Annotated in this window: 23 protein-coding genes; 16 read left to right on the forward strand and 7 right to left on the reverse strand. The window is 60.0% G+C overall.

Translation table 11 applies throughout. The annotated features are described in order from the left end of the window. Nucleotides 1–51 precede the first annotated feature (51 nt). The 7 genes from C8264_RS01995 to C8264_RS02025 all read right to left on the reverse strand — a co-directional run bounded on the left by C8264_RS01995 (nucleotide 52) and on the right by C8264_RS02025 (nucleotide 7131). Nucleotides 52–912: a carbohydrate ABC transporter permease gene (locus tag C8264_RS01995; RefSeq protein WP_108459259.1), complete on the reverse strand. Its 861-nt coding sequence runs from the start codon at nucleotides 910–912 to the stop codon at nucleotides 52–54. Next, entirely contained in the window at nucleotides 909–1769 is an 861-nt protein-coding gene (locus tag C8264_RS02000) for a carbohydrate ABC transporter permease (RefSeq protein ID WP_108459492.1), read from the reverse strand. The genes C8264_RS01995 and C8264_RS02000 overlap by 4 nt, the downstream gene beginning before the upstream one ends. Nucleotides 1770–1840: 71 nt before the next feature. Continuing rightward, entirely contained in the window at nucleotides 1841–3058 is a 1218-nt protein-coding gene (locus C8264_RS02005; RefSeq protein ID WP_108459260.1) for a sugar ABC transporter substrate-binding protein, read from the reverse strand. A 65-nt stretch (nucleotides 3059–3123) separates the two neighbouring features. After that, complete coding sequence (locus C8264_RS02010; RefSeq protein WP_205245594.1) at nucleotides 3124–4251, reverse strand: mannonate dehydratase; 1128 nt, start codon at nucleotides 4249–4251, stop codon at nucleotides 3124–3126. A gap of 125 nt (nucleotides 4252–4376) precedes the next feature. Continuing rightward, entirely contained in the window at nucleotides 4377–5543 is a 1167-nt protein-coding gene (locus tag C8264_RS02015) for a mandelate racemase/muconate lactonizing enzyme family protein (RefSeq protein ID WP_108459262.1), read from the reverse strand. Continuing rightward, the gene (locus tag C8264_RS02020) at nucleotides 5540–6694 is read right to left on the reverse strand and encodes an iron-containing alcohol dehydrogenase (protein ID WP_108459263.1); all 1155 of its coding nucleotides are present in this window, start codon (nucleotides 6692–6694) and stop codon (nucleotides 5540–5542) included. Before C8264_RS02020 ends, C8264_RS02015 begins: the two co-directional genes overlap by 4 nt. Before the next feature lie 5 nt (nucleotides 6695–6699). Continuing rightward, the gene (locus tag C8264_RS02025) at nucleotides 6700–7131 is read right to left on the reverse strand and encodes a VOC family protein (protein ID WP_108459264.1); all 432 of its coding nucleotides are present in this window, start codon (nucleotides 7129–7131) and stop codon (nucleotides 6700–6702) included. Nucleotides 7132–7316: 185 nt separating this feature from the next. On the opposite strand from C8264_RS02025, the gene C8264_RS02030 reads away from it, so the two are divergent. From C8264_RS02030 to nuoF, 16 genes are all read left to right on the forward strand, one after another. Beyond that, a complete protein-coding gene (locus C8264_RS02030; protein WP_108459265.1) occupies nucleotides 7317–8132 on the forward strand; it encodes an IclR family transcriptional regulator in 816 nt (271 codons plus the stop codon). Between the two features lie 22 nt (nucleotides 8133–8154). Further along, nucleotides 8155–9345 carry a mandelate racemase/muconate lactonizing enzyme family protein gene (locus C8264_RS02035; protein ID WP_108459266.1) on the forward strand — a complete coding sequence of 397 codons (1191 nt, stop codon included), beginning with the start codon at nucleotides 8155–8157 and terminating at the stop codon, nucleotides 9343–9345. A gap of 14 nt (nucleotides 9346–9359) precedes the next feature. After that, nucleotides 9360–10343, forward strand: coding sequence for a Gfo/Idh/MocA family protein (locus C8264_RS02040; protein ID WP_108459267.1), 984 nt, complete (start codon nucleotides 9360–9362; stop codon nucleotides 10341–10343). A 35-nt stretch (nucleotides 10344–10378) separates the two neighbouring features. Next, on the forward strand, nucleotides 10379–11380 hold the full coding sequence (locus C8264_RS02045; RefSeq protein ID WP_108459268.1) for a Gfo/Idh/MocA family protein: 1002 nt from the start codon (nucleotides 10379–10381) through the stop codon (nucleotides 11378–11380). 155 nt (nucleotides 11381–11535) lie between these two features. Beyond that, a complete protein-coding gene (gene cfa, locus C8264_RS02050) occupies nucleotides 11536–12651 on the forward strand; it encodes a cyclopropane fatty acyl phospholipid synthase (protein ID WP_108459269.1) in 1116 nt (371 codons plus the stop codon). Nucleotides 12652–12726: 75 nt separating this feature from the next. Continuing rightward, nucleotides 12727–12942 carry a hypothetical protein gene (locus C8264_RS02055; RefSeq protein ID WP_108459270.1) on the forward strand — a complete coding sequence of 72 codons (216 nt, stop codon included), beginning with the start codon at nucleotides 12727–12729 and terminating at the stop codon, nucleotides 12940–12942. Between the two features lie 23 nt (nucleotides 12943–12965). Further along, on the forward strand, nucleotides 12966–13184 hold the full coding sequence (locus tag C8264_RS02060) for a helix-turn-helix domain-containing protein (protein ID WP_108459271.1): 219 nt from the start codon (nucleotides 12966–12968) through the stop codon (nucleotides 13182–13184). A 112-nt stretch (nucleotides 13185–13296) separates the two neighbouring features. Then, on the forward strand, nucleotides 13297–14028 hold the full coding sequence (msrA, locus tag C8264_RS02065; protein ID WP_245892897.1) for a peptide-methionine (S)-S-oxide reductase MsrA: 732 nt from the start codon (nucleotides 13297–13299) through the stop codon (nucleotides 14026–14028). An 80-nt stretch (nucleotides 14029–14108) separates the two neighbouring features. Continuing rightward, a complete protein-coding gene (locus C8264_RS02070) occupies nucleotides 14109–14657 on the forward strand; it encodes an outer membrane protein (RefSeq protein ID WP_162783414.1) in 549 nt (182 codons plus the stop codon). 302 nt (nucleotides 14658–14959) lie between these two features. Further along, nucleotides 14960–15523: an outer membrane protein gene (locus tag C8264_RS02075; protein ID WP_162783415.1), complete on the forward strand. Its 564-nt coding sequence runs from the start codon at nucleotides 14960–14962 to the stop codon at nucleotides 15521–15523. Nucleotides 15524–16313: 790 nt separating this feature from the next. Next, nucleotides 16314–16679, forward strand: a complete 366-nt coding sequence (locus tag C8264_RS02080; RefSeq protein ID WP_108459275.1) for an NADH-quinone oxidoreductase subunit A — start codon at nucleotides 16314–16316, stop codon at nucleotides 16677–16679. Beyond that, nucleotides 16670–17251, forward strand: coding sequence for a NuoB/complex I 20 kDa subunit family protein (locus C8264_RS02085; protein WP_108459276.1), 582 nt, complete (start codon nucleotides 16670–16672; stop codon nucleotides 17249–17251). The genes C8264_RS02080 and C8264_RS02085 overlap by 10 nt, the downstream gene beginning before the upstream one ends. Before the next feature lie 11 nt (nucleotides 17252–17262). Then, complete coding sequence (locus tag C8264_RS02090; protein ID WP_108459493.1) at nucleotides 17263–17880, forward strand: NADH-quinone oxidoreductase subunit C; 618 nt, start codon at nucleotides 17263–17265, stop codon at nucleotides 17878–17880. Continuing rightward, complete coding sequence (locus tag C8264_RS02095; RefSeq protein ID WP_108459277.1) at nucleotides 17877–19073, forward strand: NADH-quinone oxidoreductase subunit D; 1197 nt, start codon at nucleotides 17877–17879, stop codon at nucleotides 19071–19073. The genes C8264_RS02090 and C8264_RS02095 overlap by 4 nt, the downstream gene beginning before the upstream one ends. After that, entirely contained in the window at nucleotides 19073–20401 is a 1329-nt protein-coding gene (nuoE, locus tag C8264_RS02100; protein WP_108459278.1) for an NADH-quinone oxidoreductase subunit NuoE, read from the forward strand. Before C8264_RS02095 ends, nuoE begins: the two co-directional genes overlap by 1 nt. An 11-nt stretch (nucleotides 20402–20412) precedes the next feature. Then, entirely contained in the window at nucleotides 20413–21720 is a 1308-nt protein-coding gene (nuoF, locus tag C8264_RS02105) for an NADH-quinone oxidoreductase subunit NuoF (RefSeq protein ID WP_108459279.1), read from the forward strand. The last annotated feature ends 2 nt before the right edge of the window (nucleotides 21721–21722 follow it).

A 21722-nucleotide genomic window follows, 5' to 3' on the forward strand; every position in this document is an offset into this window, starting at 1 on the left:
GGGATGAGTGTCGAGGATGCCATGAACAAGGCCCTTTCGAAGTAGACGGGACTAGCCCTTGGTGGCGCCGGCCGTCATGCCGCCTACGAACAGGCGCTGCATGGACAGGAACAGAATGGCGATGGGAAGGGTCATCACCATGGAAGCCGCCATTACGGCGCCCCAGTCGGTGTTGAACTCCGTGGAGAATTCCGCCAGCCCGATCGGCAATGTCTTGACCGAAGAATCGGTGGCGAAGCACAGCGCGAAGATGAACTCGTTCCAGGTGGTCACGAACGCATAGACCAGCACGGAAACGAGGCCCGGAACGGAGAGCGGCAGGGTAATGCGGAACAGCACGCCGATGCGGCTTGCGCCATCGATGATCGCGGCTTCCTCAAGCTCCACCGGAATGGCCTTGAAATAGCTGGTCAGCATCCAGACCGACAGCGGCAGGGTCAGGATCATGTAGACCAGGATCAAACCCCAATAGGTGTTCACCAGCCCCAGCACCCGCAGGGTGATGAACAGGGGCACGATGATCGCGGCGGTCGGCAGCAATTGACCGACGAGCACGAAGGACTGCAGGATCGGCTTGCCGCGGAAGTTGAAGCGCGCAAAGCCGTAGGAGGCAAAGATCGCCAGGATCAGCGCCAGCACGGTTGAGCCCACCGACACCACCACGCTGTTCAGGAAATAGCGCGGGATATTGGATTCAAACAGCACCTTTTGGTAGTTGTCGAGCGTCGGCATGGTCGGCCACCAGATCGGTGGGATGGTGTAAAGCTCGCGCAGGGTCTTGATGGATGACAGGCCCATCCACCAGAACGGAAACAGGCACACGAACACCAGCAACAGGGAGCCGATGATGATCAGCGGCATCGGCAAGCCCGTGCGCTTGAGCTGAGCGGGGGCGGAAACGACAGTGCTCATCGAGCTTCTCCAGCATTGGAGGCAAGGGTGCGGATGTAGACAAAGACCACGACGATCGCGACCGCGAAGAACATCACCGACAGCGCCGCCGCCTGGTTGAACTGCACGCTTTCAAAGGCCGTCCGGAAAATCTGAATCGGCGTGATCAGCGTCCGATTGGCGGGGCCGCCGCGGGTGATGGCGTAGATGATGGTGATGTGGTTGAGCGCCCAGATCACCAGCAGCAGCGTCACTGCGATGATCACCGGCCGCACCTGGGGTAGCATCACGTACCAGACCTCTTCCCAGAAGCTGGCGCCATCGATGCGCGCGGCTTCATAAAGATCGTTGGGAATGGACTGCAGGCCCGCCAGCACCATGATGGCGACAAAGGGGAACATCTTCCAGATATTGATGGCGATCATCACCGGCAACACTGTGCTGCCATTGGTCAGCCAGCCAACCGGCTCGGGGACAATGCCGGGCGCTGTCAGCATGTAATTGATGATGCCGAATTCGGTATGGAGCATCCAGGCCCAGGTCGTGGCGGCAACGATGCCCGGCACCACCCAGGGGATCAGCGTCACTGAGCGCACAATGGCCCGGCCGCGGAAATTCTGGTTCAGCAGGATGGCAGCAAGAACCCCCAGGATCACCTGGAAGACAATGGAGCCAAACACCCACCAGAGGGTATTCACGAAAGCTGTCGGAGTAGCGCGGGCGCCCAGGATGCGCGCGAAGTTCTCGACCCCGACATAATTGCCCTGGTTGTCGGTGACGCTGAGCAAGCCCGTATAGGCTACTGGATAGGCAATCAGCAGGCCCAGTACCAAAAGGGCGGGCAGAACAAACAAATAGCCTGTGGATTGTCGATGCATGGCGACCACCAAAAGAAGGAGAAGCAACGCCCCGGCCACACATCGCGGCCGGGGCGCAGGGAGGGAGCGGGCTAGAGCAGGGCTTCGATTTCGTCAGCAGCGCCATCCATGGCGGTCTGCACGTCCTCGTCGCCCAGCAGGATGCGCTGGATGCCGTCGAAATAGGCCTGGCTGATCTGAACCCAGCGCGGATGCGCCGGCACCGGGCGGCCAAAAGGCAGCATTTCCTTGAAGACCTGCAGGATTGGGTCCTGGAAGCGTTCGGCTTCCATGGCCGAGACGCGGGCAGGGAAGGTGTCGGTCAGGACGGCCTGGCTATCGGCTTCGCCGAGGAAAGCGATAAAGGTCTTGGCTTCTTCCGGGTTCTTGGCATCGGTAGGAACCACAAGGCTCCAACCGCCCAGGATCGCGGCAGTGTCGGCGCCTTCGGGATGTGGAATGGCCATCACGCCGATATCGATATTCGGATTTTCCTGGCGGATCGAGTTCACGTCGAACTGGCCCGACTGATACATCGAGACCGTTTCGGCGATGAACAGGCGGCGATTGGCGGTACCGTCATTCTCAAGCGTCGAAGATGGCGAAATGCCGTTCTTGAGGAAATCGGTGTAGTAGGTCACAGCCCGCACACTTTCAGGGCTGTTCACCAGCACTTCAGTGCCGTCTTCGGAGATGATGCCGCCGCCCGCCATCCACATGAACGGCAAAGAACGGAAAATGGTGTTGCCCACTTCGCCGCCGCCGGTGATGGCAAAGCCGGACTTGCCATCCTTGGTCATGGCCTGGGCCGCGGCCACAAATTCTTCCCAGGTCTGGGGTGGGTTCTCAGGATCAAGGCCGGCCGCTACCAAATCACCCTTGTTGTAGATGATGGCATGGGTTTCGATGCGGTAGGGAATGCCCCAGAGCTGATCCTCCCAGGTCACGTAGTCGAGCGCTGCGGGGATATAGTCCTCGCGGTCGGTCAGTACCTCATCGAGCGGCACCACCAGGTTGTTCTGAGCGTAGCCGTTCACCCAGCCATGCTGGACATCGATCACGTCGGGCGCTGCGCCGGACTGGAGCGCGGTCAGGATGCGCTGGGGCAGGCCGTCGGTGGTAGTGATCTCGAGGTTGATGGTGATATCGGGATTGGCAGCCTGGAACTTTTCCACCAGCTCACGGGCGCGAGCCTCGTTGAAATTGGGGGTCCACCAGGTCACTTCGCCGGCGCTGGCCCAACCGGCCGAGAGCGCCAAGCCCGAAACAGTGCAACCCAGCAGGGCTGCCGTCTTGAAAAGCTTCTTCATGATAATCCTCTTCCTCCCTGCGACGTCGATGTCGCAATCCTTTCCCCGCTAGCCGGGGCGTGCTGTCACTGTCGCGAAACGGCAGCTTTCTGGTGATGTGCCACGGGCGTGGCACGGCTGGCCGAAAGCGCTGAAGCTTGCGCGATCAGCGCTTTCATGTAGCCAATGGTGTAGGCATGGCCGGCATGCCATGGCGCCGAGCAATCGAGTTCGGGGACGTGGTCGGGAACCAGCACCCCGTCATAGCCCTCTTCGTGCAGGATCTGCACGATCCGAGCCATGTCGATGTCGCCATCATCGACAAAGGTCTCCACATAATTGGGCACCTCGCCGTGCACGTTGCGGAAATGGACGTAGCCAATAGACCCGGCGCGCGCAAAATGGCGCGTCGTCTCGTAGACATCGCCTTCGCGCATTTCGGCGAGCGAGCCCACGCAATATTCCAGCGCATTGGCAGGACTGGGCACCAGCGCCAGCAGGCGGTCATACTTGGCGTGCGAATTGACCAGCCGGGCTGTGCCGCGCAGCAGGTCCACCGGGGGATCGTCGGGATGGGCGGCAAGCCTTACGCCGGCATCTTCGGCGACCGGCACCAGTTCACGCAGGAACCATTCCAGCCTTGCCCAGAGTGTAGCCTCGTCCACGGCCTGTGGCGAAGCGCCGGGTACTCCGCGCCGATAACGCATATTGCCCACCATCCCATCGGGAATGGGGCTTTGCGCGTCGATCTCGTCCATCGCGAACACGGCGGTAACAGCGCCGCCACGACCGACCGGCTTGCGCTGCCAACCCCAGACGCCGGCGAGCGAGAAATTGTAGCCCACGACGGGAATGCCGGCTCGACCGGCATTCCGTACCAGGGTCTTCATGTCTTCCATTTGCTCGGCCTTGCGAGGGCCATCAAGCAAGATATCGGACCAGAAATTAGGGGAGATGTTCTCCATGGCGGCGACGCGCAACCCGTGACGCCCCAGCATGGCGACCAAGTCAGCCATGTACTGATAGGACCAGAGCGGCGCATCGATGCAGTCGCCATTGATCGGGCCGACGCCGCCCGCCAGATAGGCCGAATTGTCGGCGTTCCGCGCATAGTCGGTCAGGTGCACGACAACGTCCTGCACGCCGAGCTGGCTTGCGAAACGCGCGCCTTTCTCGCTCAGCAACTCGCCATAAAGGCTTATTCCGATCCTCACGCTGTCCTCCGGTTGATGGCGCTCTCTGGCGCAGTTCATATTTGAACATCATCAATTCTTGATAGAACTATGATGCGCAGAGCCCGGGCTGTCAACAGCCCAGGTCCGTTATTGCGTTTCGTTCGCTACTTCGTGTGGGTCGCCTCACCCGTGGCAACGCCGCTGGTGTTCATCGAGCCATCGAACAGGGGCACGTTGGTCGCTTCATAGGGAAAGCGGGCGCAGGCTTCCTCGATCAGTTCGACGCCCAGGCCCGGCGCGGTCGGAGCCAGCATGTAGCCGTTCTCGAACTGCAGGGTTTCCCGCACCAGCTCCTTCCGCCAAGGCACGTCGACGGAAACGGTTTCGAATACCGAGAAATTGGGGATCGCCACCGACATGTGCAGCGTCATGGCGTTCATCACTGGCCCAACCGGATTGTGGGGCGCAATCGGGATCAGATGCGTGTGAGCCAGATGCGCGACCCGCTTGGTCTCGCCCATGCCGCCAGCATGCGACACATCGGGCTGAAGCACATCGACAGCCTTCTTGCTGAGTGCTTCGAGAAATCGCGCCGGCTCATAGAACCGCTCGCCAGCAGCGATCGGCACCGGGCTATTGGCGCGCACATCGGCAAGGGCATCAATGCTCTCGGGCGGTGTCGGCTCTTCGATCCAGGTCAGGTCGAACGGCGCCAGCGCTTTGCACATGGCAATCGCGGTAGGCACATTGAGGCGCCCATGCACGTCCAGCATCAAATTGATGTCCGGCCCGACCGCATCGCGCACAGCTTCGACGATCTCGATGGTCTGCCGGCGCTGCCGGCGATCCATTTCCAGATCAGCGACATCAAAGGGATCCCATTTGAGCGCATTGTAGCCCATGGCAAGGGCCTTGCGCGCATTGTTGGCGTACTGCTCGGGCGTCGTCGCGCCAAAGAACCAATGATTGGCATAGCACGCGACGCGGTCGCGATATTTTCCGCCTAGCAGTTCGAACACCGGCACGCCCAGTGCCTTGCCCTTGATGTCCAGCAGCGCCGCCTCGATGCCGCCCAACGCCGTGCGAAATACCGCCCCGGTGCGCCAATAGCTGTCGCGGTGCAATTGCTCGATAATGGCATCGACCGCGAACGGGTCCTTGCCGATCAGCACCCGCTCCAGCTCCTCCAGAGCCGCCACGACTGTGTTGGTCTTCCACTCCAGCGTGGCCTCCCCAACTCCATCGATGCCGTCATCGGTGTAGAGCTTCACGAACACGAAATTGGTTCGCGACACATTGGCCACGAAGGTCTTGAGGGCAACAATCTTCATTGGATGGCTTTCGCGGAGGCGCCGTCTGCCATGGCCGCTTCCAGAATGGCGCGGTAGTCCTCAGCCGAGGCGGTGCGGGGGTTGGTGGGATGACTGTGATCGGCGAGGGCGCGTTCGATGATCCAGTCGAACTGGTCACGTCGGACGCCCATGGCGGCAAGTCCTGCGGGCAAGGCAAAGCTACTGTTGAGCGCCTCCAGGGCGGCGGCGAGATCATCGCCTTCGCCCAGCCCCATTGCGATCTTGAGTCGGGCCAGCTTGTTGCCGACCGCCGGTGTGTTGAAGCGCACCAGCAGCGGCATCAGGATAGCGTTGAGCGTGCCATGGTGAAGCTTGAGGTCCTGCAATCCCCCCAGCGCATGACTGAGAGAATGCACTGCGCCCAGGCCCTTCTGGAACGACAGCCCGCCATGCAGTGCACCCAGCATCACCTCGGTACGCGCTTCGACATCGGCGCCATTGGCGAATGCTTTGGGCAAGTTGCGCCAGATGCGTCCCGCACCATCGAGCGCAATGGCATCGGCGACGGAGTTGGCCCGCGGCGAAAAGAAGGTCTCGATGCAATGGGACAGCGCATCCAGACCCGTCGCCGCCGTAAGATAGGGCGGCAACTTCAATGTCAGTTCCGGGTCGCAGATGGCGCGCCGCGGGATAAGGTGCGGGCTGATAATGCCGAGCTTGCGCCCGTCGGCCAGAGTCAGGAGCGCCGCCCGTCCCACTTCGGCGCCGGTGCCGGCTGTGGTGGGTATCGCGATCATCGGCGCCACTGCAGGCGTGATCCGTTCGATGCCACCATAAATGGCTGCGTACTGCTCGAGATTGCCGGGATGATTGGCCAGCAGCGCCACACCTTTGGCCAGATCGATAGGCGAGCCACCGCCCAACGCCACGACGCCGTCGCAGTTGCCGGAACGATACGCCGCAAGCGCCGCTTCAACCGCGCGCTCGGTTGGATTGGGCGGCGTGTCCAGAAACAGCGTGCGATCCGCGGGCAACAGTGGCTCGACGCGATCCAGCAGCCCCGATGCCAAGAGGCCCGCATCCGATACCAACAGCGGACGCGTGATCTTGAGCTCAGCCAAGGCTCCGGGCAGCGTGGCCAGCTCGCCCGGGCCAAAATCAATGGCAGTCAGATAGGTGATGCGCGCCATGGCTGTTACCGTCCCTTGAGCCGGGCAATGGCCTGGGCCTGCATTGAGTCAGCCGCCATCTGCATCAGCTCGATGCGGTGGCCGTCGGGATCTTCGATCCACGTTTGCCAATTGCCATCGGCACCCTGCACCTTGGGGCGGATCATCTCGACGCCGGCCTCATTCAGCTCGCGCACGGTCTGCTCGATATCGGGCACCTGCAGGCACATATGGTTGTAGCCCACGGCCTCGCGCTCGCTGGCGCGCTCTCCCTCGCCTTCGGGAAACACTTCGAGGTACTGGTCGTCGGTGATGCGCAGGTAGACCAGCCACAGCCGACCCTCACGATCCAGCCGCAGCATCTCGGTGAACCCCAGCTTCTTCGTGTAGAAATCCAGGGTACGAGCGACATCCTTTACGCGGATGGCAACATGGGTGATCGCGGAAACTGTTAGCATCAAACGAAACCTTTCGGGGAGGGGCCCGCCAGCGCAGGGCGGCAGGCGGGTAGGGGCCGACCAATCGGCAAGTTGGGCTGGTGTTGCATCAGAAATCCTCCGGCGGCGTTGCGCCCTTGGCCGATCGCTTTTCGATCAATCCAAATATGAACTTTGACAGTTCATAATGTTATGGTAGTCAGGGCATGGAATTTGTCAACTATGGACCGCAAGCCTTGATCAGCGAGCTCGAGCCCGGCGCGGCCACCAAGCACACAATCCCCGTCATTGACCGCATGATGGACTTGCTGCGCGCTCTTGAACAGCGCGACTCGGGCATGACCATCAGTGACCTGATCGGCGTTCTTGGGCAGCCCCGCACCACGGTCTACCGCATCCTCAACACCCTCCAGCACCACGACATGGTGCGCCGTGACGATGCCGGCGCCTATCATCTGGGCGCGCGCCTGCTAACCCTTGCCTCCCATGTCGCCTCACGCGCCAGCGATGTCGATCTCGCCGCCATTGCGCAGCCATTCATCGACAAGCTCGCCGCTGAACTTGGCGACGGCGTCAAGCTCAGCGTGATCGACAATGAAGGCATTCTGGTGCTTGCCGCCTCTCAGGGTCGGCGCGAATACGCCCTGACAGTTGCGCCGGGGCAGCGCATGCCCATTCACGCCGGGGCCGCTAGCAAGCTCCTGCTCGCCTATCTTGAGCCTGAAGAGCAGGACCGCTGGATCAGCAAGCCCTTGAGCGCCTTCACTTCCAGAACCGTTACCGATCCGAAGCGATTGCGCAGCGAACTTGCGCGCATCCGGCGTCTTGGCTGGGCTCAGGACAAGGGCGAAAACGCCCCTTCCATCCACGCTTACGCAGCGCCGATTTTTACCAAGGCAGGCAAGATGGTGGGTGCGGTAAGTGTTCCTTTTCTGAGCGGCACGGAACCGGCGCGAATGGAAATTATCCGCATGGCTGCCATCGAAACAGCCGCAGCCATCAGCCAGGCCATGCCTGCATAAAATACGTATTCGGGGGACATTTGTGAAAATTGTTGATCTGAAATGCGCCATTATCGGCAAGAGCCCGATTGTGCGCATTGTTACCGATGAAGGCATTTCTGGTTATGCCCAGGCCGAGACCTGGAAGCCTTACCTCAAGCCCCACATCTTGGCGTTTCGCGATGCGCTGATCGGGGAAGACCCGACCTTGGTCGAGCGCGTCATGCTCAAGATTCGCCAGCGTGGCGGTTTCAAGCCATGGGGCACCGCCGTCAGTGTCATCGAAATGGCGCTGTGGGATCTTGCCGGCAAGGCTGCAGGCGTTCCGGTACACAAGCTCCTGGGTGGCAAGATTCGCGACCAGGTGCGGGTCTATAACGGCTCGGTGCGTTTCCCGTTTACCGGCCACCGCCCGGAAGACTATGCCGACGACATAAAGAAGATGATGGCTCTGCCGCAGGGGTTTACCATCTTCAAGCAGCCCATCGGCTTTCACTCGCCCATGAAACGCGAGGTGCCGAACTTCTATTATGGCGAACCCAGTGCCAGCCCGTTCCATGGCGCGCTCGACCGCGGCCCGATCACCGAGAAGGGCCTTCGGCATTTCGTGGATTGTGTTGCCGCCATGAAGGAAGTCACCGGCGACGATGTGGGGCTGGCGCTCGATTGCGGCCCGGGCTGGATGCTGGGAGACGCCATAAGGCTGGCGCGGCTGCTCGAGCCTTACAACTTACTCTGGATCGAGGATCTGCTCAGCGGCGACTACACGCCTTGGGTCAATGCCGGCGTCTATCGCGAACTGACGCGCACCTCCACCACGCCGATTCACACCGGCGAGCAGATCTATCTGCGCCAGAACTTCAAGGAGTTAATCGAGACTCAGGCCGTGCATGTGGTTGGCCCCGATCCGGCCGACGTGGGTGGCATTGCCGAGCTCAAGTGGATTGCCGAATACGCCGATCTGCACGGCATCACCATGGCGCCGCACGGCACGGCCAACGGCGTCTTGGGCCTGGGTGCGTTGGTTCAGGTTTCCGCCACGTTGCCCAACAATTTCATCGCCTTTGAGTACACCCATGGCGATCCCGAATGGTGGAATGATATCGTCGAAGGCCTGCCTCCAATCGAAAACGGCATGATCACGGTGCCCGACCGTCCCGGCATGGGTGTCGAGATCGTGCCCGAACGCGCCCAGCGCTATCTCGGCCCCGACGACCAGGACTTCTTCCGCTAGCCACAAGGACCACCATGCACAAAATCGGCATCCTCGGGGCGGCGGGCATTGCGCCGCGCTCCATCATCCAACCGGCACGCCGCCAGGGCGAGACCATCATCCATGCAGTGGCCTCGCGACGCCCAGGTGCGGCTCAGGTCTATGCCGATACACACCGCATCCCCGTCGCCTATTCCAGCTATGATGCGCTCCTGGCCGACCCCGAGATCACCATCGTCTACAACGCCTTGCCCCCAACCGGGCATGCCGAATGGACCATCCAGGCGCTTGAGGCCGGCAAGCACGTGTTGTGCGAAAAGCCGCTGGCGACCAGCGCCACGGAAGCCGCGGAGATGGTGGAAGCGGCCCAGAGATATAATCGCCTTCTCGCCGAGGCCTTTCACGACCGCTACCATCCGGTCTTCCTTCATCTGCTGGACCTCAAGCACAGCGGCGCCTTCGGACCCATCAAGTCGCTGCAAGCCAGCTTCCACGTCGATATTCCCTTTGATCCCAAATCGATCCGCCACGACCCGAGCCAGGGCGGCGGTGCGATGATGGACCTTGGCTGCTATCCTGTGCACTGGCTGCGTTCCTTCATGGAAGCCGAACCTGAAATTCGCTCCGCCAAAGCTGTGCTCACTCCGCTCGGCGTCGACCAGCGAATGGAAGCCGAACTGATGTTTCCCGGCGATATTCCCGCAAAGATGATTGCTGATATCAGCAGCCCACCCTTCCGTGGCATGCTGCGCATCGAGGGGGAAAAAGGCATCGTGGAACTCGACAATCCCTGTCTGCCCCACAAGGGTCACTCCCTGCGCGAGTGGTTTGGCGAAAGCTATCGCGAGCACACCCTGGGCGCCGGCACGACCTATGACTATCAATTGGCCGCGTTCATTGAAACACTTGCCGGTGGCGGCACACTGCCGACCGGAGGCGCTGATGCCGTGGGCAATATGCAGGCCGTGGACGCGATCTACGCCGCAGCGCAAGCGGGCGGCAGTTTTCCTGCCCGCTAGAACAGAACATTTAGACCAGGCCAAGGAGAGAGCCGTTGAAAAAGATTCGTTGGGGCATTTTGTCGACGGCCAATATCGGCATGGAAAAGGTCACGCCGGCCATCATGCGCTCGGCGCATTCGGAGGTGATGGCTATTGCTTCCCGTGACCTCGGCAAGGCTCAGGCGGCCGCAGGCAAGCTGGGCATTCCGAAGGCCTATGGCTCCTATGAAGAACTGTTTGCCGATCCCGAGATCGACGCCATCTACAATCCCCTACCCAATCACCTGCATGTGCCCATGACGGTAGCCGCTGCCAAGGCCGGCAAGCACGTGTTGTGCGAAAAGCCAATTGCGCTGTCTGCCGCCGAAGCCGAGCAGCTGCGCGAGTGTCCGCCCGACCGCATTGTGCTCGAAGCCTTCATGATCCGCTTCCACCCTCAGTGGCTACGCGCGAGAGAGATCATTCGCTCGGGCGAGTTGGGCGAAATCCGCGCCATCAATGCGGTATTCACCTATTTCAACGCCGATGCCGGCAATGTCCGAAACCAGGCCGATATCGGTGGCGGTGGCATCATGGATATAGGCTGCTATCCCATCACCGCCGCCCGCTTCCTGTTCGAAAGCGAACCGAGCCGCGTCGTGGCGCTGGTCGAGCGGGATCCGGATTTCAAGACCGACCGGCTGGCTAGTGTCCTGGCCGACTTCGGCGGTGGACGGCAGCTTAATTTCATCTGCTCGACCCAGACCACCGGCGAGCAGAGCCTGCAGGTGCTCGGCAGCAAGGCCAAGCTCGAAATCACTATCCCCTTCAACGCGCCACCCAATGAGCGCACCGCCATCACCATCGATACTGGCGCCCCCTTCGACGGCTCGCTGGCACGACGCGAAATCCTTCCGGCCTGCGATCAATACACCGAACAGGCCGAAGCCTTTGCCCTCGCCGTGCTCGGCCAGCAGCCGCTGCCTTGGGGGATCGAGGACGCCATCGCCTCCATGAAGGTCATCGACGCGATATTCGAGAGCGAGAAAACCGGCGGCTGGTCAAAAATTCAGTAGTGAGCCTATCCAACAGCCTTGCGAACAGGCTGTTGGACCTTCTTGCGTTCCCTCCATCGTAGGATTACGATTGACTCGTTTCATGGGGGGCTGCCTGGTTACCCACTGAGCCGTCCGCGCCTGTTTTGTAAATTCATGCGTTTGAGCCGTCGGAGATGGGTGAGCGTTCAAAGTCTTACATTACCAACCTGCTTGGAACCTACGACATCGCCCTGGGGGGCGAGCGCCCCTTTGACATCGTCGTTCATAACGATCGATTATTCGATCGGGTGATGCTTGAAGGTACCTTGGGCCTGGGAGAGGCCTATATGGATGGCTGGTGGGACAGTCCGGCGCTTGACCAGGCCATCCACACGCTACTCGTCCATAATATCAAAGCCAACTTGCCGGTTGACGTCGGGCTGATCTGGAGCGTCATTCGCGGCAAAATCCTCAACCTGCAGCGGTTGCGTGTGCGTGAGGTCGGCGAAAAACATTACGACATCGGCAACGATCTCTACTCCGCCATGCTGGACAAGCGGATGATCTACTCATGTGGATATTGGCGGAATGCCGATAACCTCGATGCGGCACAGGAGGCCAAGCTCGACCTCATTTGCCGCAAGGCAGGTCTCGAACCGGGCATGAAGATCCTGGACATAGGCTCGGGTTGGGGTGGCTTTCTGAAATTCGCAGCAGAACGGTATGGCGTGGAAGGAGTGGGTATCACTATCTCCAAGGAACAAGCTGCCTATGCCAATGCCCACCGCGACGGGTTACCGATCGAAACGCGGCTACAAGACTATATGAGCCTTGAGGGCAATTTCGATCGGATCATTTCGATCGGCATGTTCGAACATGTCGGTTACAAGAACTACCGGACGTACATGCAAAAGGTCCGATCGCTGCTGGCCGACGACGGTCTTTTCGTTCTGCATTCGATCGGCGGTAATCGCACCCAGTCCCATGGTGATCCTTGGAGCGAGAAATACATCTTTCCAAATGGCATGCTGCCCAGCCAACGCCAGATTGCGGCTGCCAGCGAAGGCCTGTTCGTCATGGAGGATTGGCACAATTTCGGTGCCGACTACGACAAGACACTGATGGCCTGGCACGACAATTTCGAGGCCGCCTGGCCCGTGCTGTCGCAGCAGTACGATGAACGGTTTCGACGCATGTGGCGCTATTATCTTTTAAGCTTCGCCGCCACTTTCCGCGCGCGCTATGTGCAGCTCTGGCAGGTGGTGTTCTCACCCAAGGGGCAGGCCGGCGGGTATACTTCTGTTCGCTAGGCACTCGATTTTGTGGTCGGGGCCGAGCGCAACCCGATTGATGGCCACGGATTACCTCCCAAGGAGGATTGCGCCATGGCCACGATGGTTCGACTAACGCAGGAACAAATCAATCACCTGCTTGAAGAGGCAGATCAAATGGAACTGGCCATGAAGGCTCTGCACGAGGAGCTCGCATCCATTGGCACGCCCAAGGATACGCTGAACCGCTTCGCTAAATTCCATGATCGTTTCACTGGCGCCATTTCATACCTCAAGCGGCAGCGGGAGCTGGGCGGAACCGAACGGTAGAAACTTGTGTGAGGACCTCACCCATGCCCATCAAAATATCCGACAGGTCACCCGCCGCAGACCGAGATCGTCGGGAACGCCTCGGGATCAGCGTTGACGACCTCGCCATACGAGCCGGCATAACGGCGCAAGAGCTAACCACCTACGAGCAGGCCAAATCGGAAGCGGACGCCAATCCAGCGACCGCCATGAAGGTGGTCGACGCACTCGACGCGTTCGAAACTGAACAGGGCGAACAGTAACCGATCCGATCTGTTGCACGGCGGTTCATTTCACCGTGAGGGTACTGAACCGGCGCGGCCGAGGGTCCATATAAGATGAACCAATGAGCATCGCTCAAAAAGGGGTTCGCACATGCCACACGCCCGCATCCAGACTGTCGCGCGCACTTTACCTTGGCGCACCACGATGGCGGCCTTCCTCGTCCTGCCAGTGATGGCCCTCGGTTTGTTCAACCAGCCAACCGCGGCGCAAGAGGCGCCCGTCGTCATTCCTCCGCCGATCAGTGACCTGGCCGAAACAAGTAGCAGCGCAAAGGCGATTTTTGCGGGCGGCTGCTTCTGGGGCGTGCAGGGGGTGTTCCAGCGCGTCGAGGGAGTGACCAGCGCAGTCTCGGGATATTCCGGCGGTTCTGCTGAGACCGCGACCTATGAACTGTCGAATAGCGGAACGACCGGTCATGCCGAGACGGTTGAAGTGACCTACGATCCTTCCGTGATCAGCTACGGCGAATTGCTGCACATCTACTTCTCGGTGGCACACAACCCGACGCAACTGAACTACCAGGGCCCCGACCGTGGTACCCAGTATCGCTCAACGATATTCGCTGTGAACGAGGAGCAGGCTGAGACAGCCCGTGCTTATATAGAGCAACTGGATCAAACGGGCCTCTTTGAAGGGCCGATCGTCACGACGATCGAGTCGTTTGAAGCTTTCTATCCCGCCGAGCAGTACCATCAGGATTTTCTGACCCTCAACCCGAGCTGGCCATACATCGTGGCGCATGACCTGCCCAAGATCGAGGCGCTCAAGAAAATCTTCCCCGATGACTTCCGTGCGGAGCCGGTGCTGGTCGGAGCACTCTAAGCTTCCGTAGCGGTGCACCTGGGGGAACTCCGGTATCAGGCTGGCGGTTTAACCAAGGTCCGCAGTTGATGAAGGTGGCCATGAGCATGATCAGAATCGCAACGCTTGGAGCAATCATCGCCGCCCTTCCAATGGGCGCCCATGCCGCCGATACCATCACGGTTCCAACAAGCGCGCCTGCCGAAATGCCGATCTATCAGCAACCGGGATTTGACTGGGGCGGCTTCTACGCCGGCATCTATGGCGGAGCGCAGAGCCGCGAAAGCGGCACCCAATACGGCCTCGGCGTGCAGGCCGGCGTCAATGCGCAGTTCGACTTCTACCTCTTGGGTGCGGAAGTCGCCGTGCATGGCCTTGCCGAAGGAGACGCGGACGTAGGCAACAGCAGCTACGGGCAGATTCTCGGGCGCGCCGGGCTGGTGGTGACCGATAATGTCCTGGTTTATGCCGCTGGGGGCTACGGCATCGATCTGGGTGCGCCCGATGAGAGTGAGGTCCTTGTCGGCGGCGGCGTGGAGTTGGCCGTGACAGACAACGTCTCCATCGAAGCGCAATACCTCCACGGATTCCCCCTTGAGGGGGGCGAAGCCACGGACCAAATTACCTTCGGCGCGAACTTTCACTTCTAGTAAGGCTATGAGTTAACAAGGTGTTAACGGCGCTTCTTGGGGGTGAAACCAGCCGACATCCGATTCGACCGGACCTTCCAAGATTCGACTCAGTAGCGCCTCAGCACGGCCCGGAATGGCGATGATAGGGGTCTGGATTCATCGCATTTGTGTCAAAATGAGCCAAATGCGCGGCAAGGATGCAACACTGCTCACCCTGCGTTAGCCGAGCGGCCCAATTTCAGGCAACATTGTCTTGTCAGCCGCGTTTGGTTGGGGCATCTAAACGGTCGACTACGGTTAACTCTATGGGAGTGCAAGATATGTTTGTACGTTCGCTTTCTCTCGGTGTGGCTGCTGCCGCGCTGCTCGTTGGTGGTGCTCAGGCCGCCGACCTCATCATCCCAACCACGCCACAGCCGATCTATGAAGCTGCTGGTTTCTCCTGGGATGGCATGTACGCTGGTGTGAACCTCGGCGGTCAGTTTGCTGAAGACGATCTGGGCGACAACGTCAGCCAGTTCCTCCTCGGCGGTGCCGTTGGTGTGAACTTCATGGTTGCTGACCCCATCCTGCTCGGTGCAGAAATCCAGGGCAACTACCTGTTCGAAAACGATGACTTCGAGAACGCTGGCCAGTTCCTGGCTCTCGCTCGTCTCGGCGCTGTCGTGACCGACTCGGTCCTGGTCTATGCTGCTGCCGGTGCTGGCGTGCAGTTCAACGACGATGATGATGCCGGCATCTATGCCCTCGGCGGTGGTGTTGAGTTCGCTGCTACCGACGCTGTGTCGGTTCGCGCCGAAATCCTCGGCATCGGCACCTTTGACGATGGCGACGACTTCTTTGAAGCCGCTCAGGCCACCGTTGGCGTGTTCTACCACTTCTAAGATTTGCAATAGGGCAGGGCGGCTTGCCGCCCTCTCGACCTAGCGTCTTGCAAACCCAATTCGGCGAACCAGTTCTTCTGGTTCGCCGTTTTGGTTTTTTCGGTTGTTTGTCTGAGCGATCCGAACTCGTACTTGCAACCTCATCTGCCGTAGATTTGATTCCTTGATGCTGCCGTCTGAGGCATCCCTGCGCCAATCGGCGCGCCGCCGTAGCGAACATCTGCTCTACGGTACAGAGCTAAAGCACCGAACAGAATAGACTTCACTCAGTAGACCTCATCCTGAGCCTGTCGAAGGACGAGGTCGTGGCACCCAGGCCTCCTACTCGCTCGACCCCGGATCAAGCCCCGGGGCAGGCTCCCGTGGTTCGACATCCTGAGCTTGTCGAAGGGTCACCATGAGGTCTCGCCCCCTTCACCTGAGGTCCACCAAACCCAACGCGCTCCAGGCGCGGCGTCTCTTGATGGCGCCAAATCATTCGAATCGGCGGGCGCATTTTGAAGTCAGGTTCAGCGGACGTTCTATACTGGGACTGCGCGCCGCATCGGAGGCCACGGCCAGACCGATTTCTGTGAAATAAGTACCTCTTTTTGCCTGTTCGTCAGAATTGCCGGAGAATGGTCCCGGCAGACATATATGATCTTCAAGGTCATATTTTCTTTCCCTTGAAACGCGATAGGCAAAGGTCTAAGCCCAAGCCATCAATCCTCGCGTTGGTTCGCTCGCCCCAATTGCCTGCGCTGCTCTCGCGATACCGGTCGCCCGACCGGCATAGAACACAGGCTGCCGCATGACTGATTTGCTCAGCGACTACTTGCCCATTGTCCTTTTCATCGGCCTCGCCGCCGTTATCGGATTGGCACTTCTAGTCGCTCCGTTCCTGATCGCCGTGAAGCGCCCGGACCCCGAGAAAGTGTCTGCTTTCGAAGCGGGGTTTGACGCATTTGACGACGCCCGTATGAAGTTCGATGCCCGCTTCTACCTGGTGGCGATTCTCTTCATTATCTTCGATCTTGAAGTTGCCTTCCTGTTCCCCTGGGCAGTGGCCTTCCGGGAAGTGGGTTGGTTCGGCTTTTGGTCAATGATGATCTTCCTCGGCGTTCTGACCGTTGGCTTTATCTATGAATGGCGGAAAGGTGCACTCGAATGGGATTGAGTGAACAAAACAGCACGCTGGTTGCTCCGCGCCCCACCGGTTTGATTGATCCGCGTACCAATAAGACCGCTGGCGCCGGCGATCCGTTCTTCACGGATGTGACGGACGAACTGGCAGACAAGGGTTTCCTGCTCTCGACTGCAGATCAGTTGATTACCTGGGCCCGCACCGGCTCGCTGATGTGGATGCAGACTGGCCTGGCTTGCTGTGCCGTCGAAATGATGCAGATGTCGATGCCACGCTACGACGTCGAGCGCTTCGGTACGGCCCCGCGCGCTTCTCCGCGTCAGTCGGATGTGCTGATCGTTGCCGGCACGCTGACCAACAAGATGGCTCCGGCCCTGCGCAAGGTCTATGACCAGATGCCGGAGCCGCGCTACGTCATCTCGATGGGAAGCTGCGCCAATGGCGGCGGCTACTATCATTATTCGTATTCGGTGGTGCGTGGCTGCGACCGCGTGCTTCCGGTTGATATCTATGTTCCTGGCTGTCCTCCCACGGCCGAGGCGCTGCTTTACGGCATTCTGCTGCTGCAGAAGAAAATTCGCCGTACCGGCACGATTGAGCGATAGGATTGGCCACCATGGATGAAGTAATCCAGCTCGATCCGATGGCAGCGTTGGGTCAGCACATTGCGGGCGCCTTGGGCGCTGCGGTCACCGGTAGCGAGATCGCGTTTGGCGAACTGACGATTACCGTAGGCCGCGACGCAATTGTGTCCGTCGCGAGCTTCCTGCGTGACGATCCGCGTTGCCGTTTCATTTCACTGATCGACATCTGCGGCGTGGACTATCCCGAGCGCGATGAGCGGTTCGAAGTCGTCTATCACCTCATGAGCCCATACCTGAACCATCGCGTTCGGGTGAAGCTCTCGGTTGATGACGAAACGCCTGTGCCGTCCATAACGGAAGTATTCGTCGGCGCCAATTGGTTCGAGCGCGAAGCCTATGATCTTTTCGGGATATTGTTCTCAGGTCATCCCGACCTGCGGCGGATTCTGACGGACTACGGTTTTGATGGGCATCCCTTGCGCAAGGACTTCCCGCTGACGGGATTTGTGGAGGTTCGCTACGACGAAGAACGCAAGCGCGTCGTCTACGAGCCCGTAAAACTGGCGCAGGAATTCCGGTCGTTCGACTATCTGTCACCGTGGGAAGGTACTGACTACGTGCTGCCCGGCGACGAGAAGGCCAAGCAATGAGTGTAGCTGAAACCGAAGTTCGCAACTTCACCATCAATTTCGGCCCCGTCCATCCGTCGGCGCACGGCGTGTTGCGGCTGATTCTTGAACTCGACGGCGAGATCGTTGAGCGTGTCGATCCGCATATCGGCCTGCTTCACCGCGGCACCGAGAAGCTTATCGAAGCCAAGACCTATCTGCAGGCACTGCCGTATTTTGATCGGCTGGACTATGTCGCGCCGATGAACCAGGAACACGCCTGGGCGCTGGCCATCGAAAAGCTTCTGAACATCGAAGTGCCGCGTCGCGGTCAGCTTATTCGCGTGCTGTATTCAGAGATCGGCCGGCTGCTGGCGCATCTGATGAACGTGACCACCCAGGCCATGGATATCGGCGCCTTGACCCCGCCTCTGTGGGGTTTCGAGCAGCGCGAGCAACTGATGATTTTCTATGAGCGCGCTTCGGGCTCGCGGATGCATGCGGCGTATTTCCGTCCGGGTGGCGTGCATCAGGACCTGCCTCAGGCGTTGATCGACGACATCGAGTCGTTCTGCTCGACGTTTCCGAAGGCTCTCGAAGATATCTATAGCCTCCTCACTGAGAACCCGATCTTCAAGCAGCGCAACGTCGATATCGGCGTCGTAAAGCTGGAAGACGCCTGGAACATGGGTTTTTCCGGTGTGCTGGTGCGTGGCTCGGGCGCTGCCTGGGATCTGCGCAAGAGCCAGCCCTACGAATGCTATGACGAGATGGAATTCGATATTCCTGTCGGCAAGAACGGCGATTGCTACGATCGCTATCTGGTCCGCATGGAAGAGATGCGCCAATCCAACCGCATCATGAAGCAGTGCATCGACAAGCTGAATGCGCCAGATGGCAAGGGCCCGGTTTCATCGCTCGACGGCAAGGTCGTTCCGCCCAGTCGTGGCGAGATGAAGCAGTCGATGGAAGCGCTGATCCATCACTTCAAGCTCTATACCGAGGGCTTCAAGGTTCCGGCCGGCGAAGTTTATGCCGCTGTCGAAGCGCCCAAGGGCGAGTTCGGCGTCTATCTGGTCAGCGACGGCACCAACAAGCCCTATCGTTGCAAGATTCGCGCGCCGGGGTTTGCTCACCTGTCTGCCATGGACTTCCTGTGCCGGGGCCACATGCTCGCCGACGTCGCCGCCATCCTTGGCTCACTTGATATCGTGTTCGGAGAGGTTGATCGCTAATGGTTGCGCGTCGCCTGGCGGATGAGTCGGTTCAACCGGCTGCATTCGCGTTCAATGCTGACAATGCCAAATGGGCGGAGTGGAAGATCGGGCTTTACCCGGCTGGCCGCCAGCAGTCCGCCGTCATTCCGCTGCTGATGCGAGCGCAGGATCAGGACGGCTGGATCAGCCGCGCCACGATCGAGACGATCGCGGACATGCTCAACATGGCCTATATCCGCGTGCTGGAAGTGGCGACGTTCTATACGCAGTTCCAGTTGCAGCCAGTGGGTAGCCGCGCCCATATTCAGGTTTGTGGCACGACGCCCTGCCAGTTGCGGGGTGCCGAGGGGCTGATCGAGATCTGCAAGTCCAAGATCCACCATGATCCGCACCATTTGAGTGCGGATGGTACCTTGAGTTGGGAAGAGGTTGAGTGCCTCGGCGCCTGTGTGAACGCGCCAATGGTAGCGATCTTCCACGACACTTATGAAGACCTGACGCCTGAGCGCTTCGAAGAGGTCGTCGACGCCTTCCAAGCCGGCAATGGCGCCAGCATCAAGCCCGGTCCACAGGTCGCGCGTATTTTCTCGGCTGCGGCTTTTGGGCAGACCACCTTGCTGGAAACACCGACAGCGACACGCGAGAAGTTTGTCCCGCCGGCACCGCCTGAGAGCCCAGCGGCGGCTGTTGCGGCTCCAGCTGCTGCACCTGCGGGCAATGCACCGCAGCCTGCTACTACCGCGTCCAAGCCACGCGACGTGGTGGAAGAATCTGCTCCAGCAATCAAGGGCACCCCCGCCGAGGCTAAGGTTTCCACGGCGAAAGCCGAGGGTGAGCGCAAGGCGGCGAACGCTGCTGCGAAAGCCAACGGCAAGCCCAATGAAGCAATGCGCGAGGGGGCAACGGGGGCCGAGTCCGACGCCGGCAAGATCGACGGCGGCGACGCTGTTGGCAAGGCCACCGACAACGCTCCCGCAGAGGGCGCAGCTCCGGCCGTTACCAAGAAGTCGCGGACGATCATTGCTCCCAAAGCTAATCCGAAGGAAGTCAATCCGGTCGCTGAGGTTGGTGGCGAGGCAACGCTGTTTGTTGCTCCCGCGGGACCTGCCGATGATCTGAAGCTCATTGGCGGAGTGGGCCCTGTCCTTGAACGCCGGCTTAATTCGCTCGGCATTGCCAAGTGGAGCCAAGTCGCGGCGCTGACGCCGGAAGATATCGCCAAGGTGGAAGAGGCTCTCAGCTTCAAGGGTCGCGTTGCCCGCGACAATTGGCTGGCACAAGCCGAGGCTCTCGCCCGTGGCGGAGAAGCAGAATACATCCGCGTCTTCGGCAAGAAGCCGCGTTAGGAGTGTGAGAAGTGCTCGCTGATAAAGACCGCATTTTCACCAATCTCTATGGTCGTCATGACTGGACGCTGGCCGGCGCACGCGAACGCGGCGCCTGGGTCGGCACCAAGGAGTTCATCGACTCCGGCCGTGACTGGATCACCAACGAAGTGAAGGCATCTGGCCTGCGCGGTCGTGGCGGGGCAGGGTTCCCCACTGCGCTCAAGTGGACCTTCATGCCCAAGGTCAATGACGGCCGTCCCCACTACCTGCTCGTGAACGCAGACGAGTCCGAGCCAGGTACGTGCAAAGATAGAGAAATTTTGAGGCATGATCCGCATCATCTCGTAGAAGGTTGCTTGCTTGCTGCGCGCGCAATGGATGCACACTTGGCGTTCATTTACGTACGTGGCGAGTTCATCCGCGAGCGCCAGAACCTCGAGCGCGCCGTCGAAGAGGCCTATGAAGCCCGGTTGATCGGCAAGGATAATATCCACGGTTGGGACCTGGACATCATCGTCCATCACGGCGCCGGCGCCTATATCTGCGGCGAAGAAACCGCGCTTATGGAATCGCTGGAAGGCAAGAAGGGCCAACCACGCCTCAAGCCGCCTTTCCCAGCCGGCATGGGGGTTTACGGCAACCCGACCACGGTCAACAACGTCGAATCCATCGCAGTCGTGCCGGAAATTTTGCGCCGCTCAGGCGCCTGGTTTGCATCCATCGGTCGCGCCAATAACACCGGCACCAAGCTGATGTGCGTGTCCGGCCACGTGAACAATCCCGCGACTTTCGAAGAGGCCATGGGCGAGAGCTTCAAGGACATTATCGAGAAGCATTGCGGCGGCGTCCGCGGCGGCTGGGACAACCTGCTGGCGGTGATTCCTGGTGGCGCATCAGTGCCTTGCGTGCCTGGCGAGAAGATCCAGAACGCCATCGTCGATTTCGACGGGCTCCGTGAGGTCGGGTCATCGATGGGCACAGCCGCCATTATCGTGATGGACAAATCGACCGACATCATCAAGGCAATCTGGCGTCTTTCCGCCTTCTACAAGCACGAAAGCTGTGGTCAGTGCACGCCGTGTCGCGAAGGCACCGGCTGGATGATGCGCGTGATGGAGCGCATGGTCGAAGGCCGCGCCCAGAAGCGCGAAATCGACATGCTGTTCGAGGTCACCAAGCAGATCGAAGGGCACACCATCTGTGCGCTCGGTGATGCTGCGGCGTGGCCGATCCAGGGCCTGATCCGCAACTTCCGTCATGTGATCGAAGAGCGGATCGACCAATACACATATTCGTCCACTTCCGACGGTGCCGTGCCGTCGATCGCGGCGGAGTAAGG

The organism is Devosia naphthalenivorans (assembly GCF_003056355.1).
Classification (GTDB): Bacteria; Pseudomonadota; Alphaproteobacteria; order Rhizobiales; family Devosiaceae; genus Devosia; species Devosia naphthalenivorans.

Bases quoted from the DNA above. Each gene is read 5' to 3' on its own strand.
- C8264_RS02090 (WP_108459493.1), top strand. From the start codon at position 17,263: ATGGATGAAGTAATCCAGCTCGATCCGATGGCAGCGTTGGGTCAGCAC.
- C8264_RS02000 (WP_108459492.1), bottom strand. From the start codon at position 1,769: ATGCATCGACAATCCACAGGCTATTTGTTTGTTCTGCCCGCCCTTTTG.
- C8264_RS02085 (WP_108459276.1), top strand. From the start codon at position 16,670: ATGGGATTGAGTGAACAAAACAGCACGCTGGTTGCTCCGCGCCCCACC.
- C8264_RS02030 (WP_108459265.1), top strand. From the start codon at position 7,317: ATGGAATTTGTCAACTATGGACCGCAAGCCTTGATCAGCGAGCTCGAG.
- msrA (WP_245892897.1), top strand. From the start codon at position 13,297: ATGCCACACGCCCGCATCCAGACTGTCGCGCGCACTTTACCTTGGCGC.
- C8264_RS02080 (WP_108459275.1), top strand. From the start codon at position 16,314: ATGACTGATTTGCTCAGCGACTACTTGCCCATTGTCCTTTTCATCGGC.
- C8264_RS02075 (WP_162783415.1), top strand. From the start codon at position 14,960: ATGTTTGTACGTTCGCTTTCTCTCGGTGTGGCTGCTGCCGCGCTGCTC.
- C8264_RS02020 (WP_108459263.1), bottom strand. From the start codon at position 6,694: ATGGCGCGCATCACCTATCTGACTGCCATTGATTTTGGCCCGGGCGAG.
- C8264_RS02040 (WP_108459267.1), top strand. From the start codon at position 9,360: ATGCACAAAATCGGCATCCTCGGGGCGGCGGGCATTGCGCCGCGCTCC.
- C8264_RS01995 (WP_108459259.1), bottom strand. From the start codon at position 912: ATGAGCACTGTCGTTTCCGCCCCCGCTCAGCTCAAGCGCACGGGCTTG.
- C8264_RS02060 (WP_108459271.1), top strand. From the start codon at position 12,966: ATGCCCATCAAAATATCCGACAGGTCACCCGCCGCAGACCGAGATCGT.
- nuoE (WP_108459278.1), top strand. From the start codon at position 19,073: ATGGTTGCGCGTCGCCTGGCGGATGAGTCGGTTCAACCGGCTGCATTC.
- C8264_RS02055 (WP_108459270.1), top strand. From the start codon at position 12,727: ATGGCCACGATGGTTCGACTAACGCAGGAACAAATCAATCACCTGCTT.
- C8264_RS02070 (WP_162783414.1), top strand. From the start codon at position 14,109: ATGAGCATGATCAGAATCGCAACGCTTGGAGCAATCATCGCCGCCCTT.
- C8264_RS02025 (WP_108459264.1), bottom strand. From the start codon at position 7,131: ATGCTAACAGTTTCCGCGATCACCCATGTTGCCATCCGCGTAAAGGAT.
- C8264_RS02095 (WP_108459277.1), top strand. From the start codon at position 17,877: ATGAGTGTAGCTGAAACCGAAGTTCGCAACTTCACCATCAATTTCGGC.
- C8264_RS02005 (WP_108459260.1), bottom strand. From the start codon at position 3,058: ATGAAGAAGCTTTTCAAGACGGCAGCCCTGCTGGGTTGCACTGTTTCG.
- C8264_RS02015 (WP_108459262.1), bottom strand. From the start codon at position 5,543: ATGAAGATTGTTGCCCTCAAGACCTTCGTGGCCAATGTGTCGCGAACC.
- cfa (WP_108459269.1), top strand. From the start codon at position 11,536: ATGGGTGAGCGTTCAAAGTCTTACATTACCAACCTGCTTGGAACCTAC.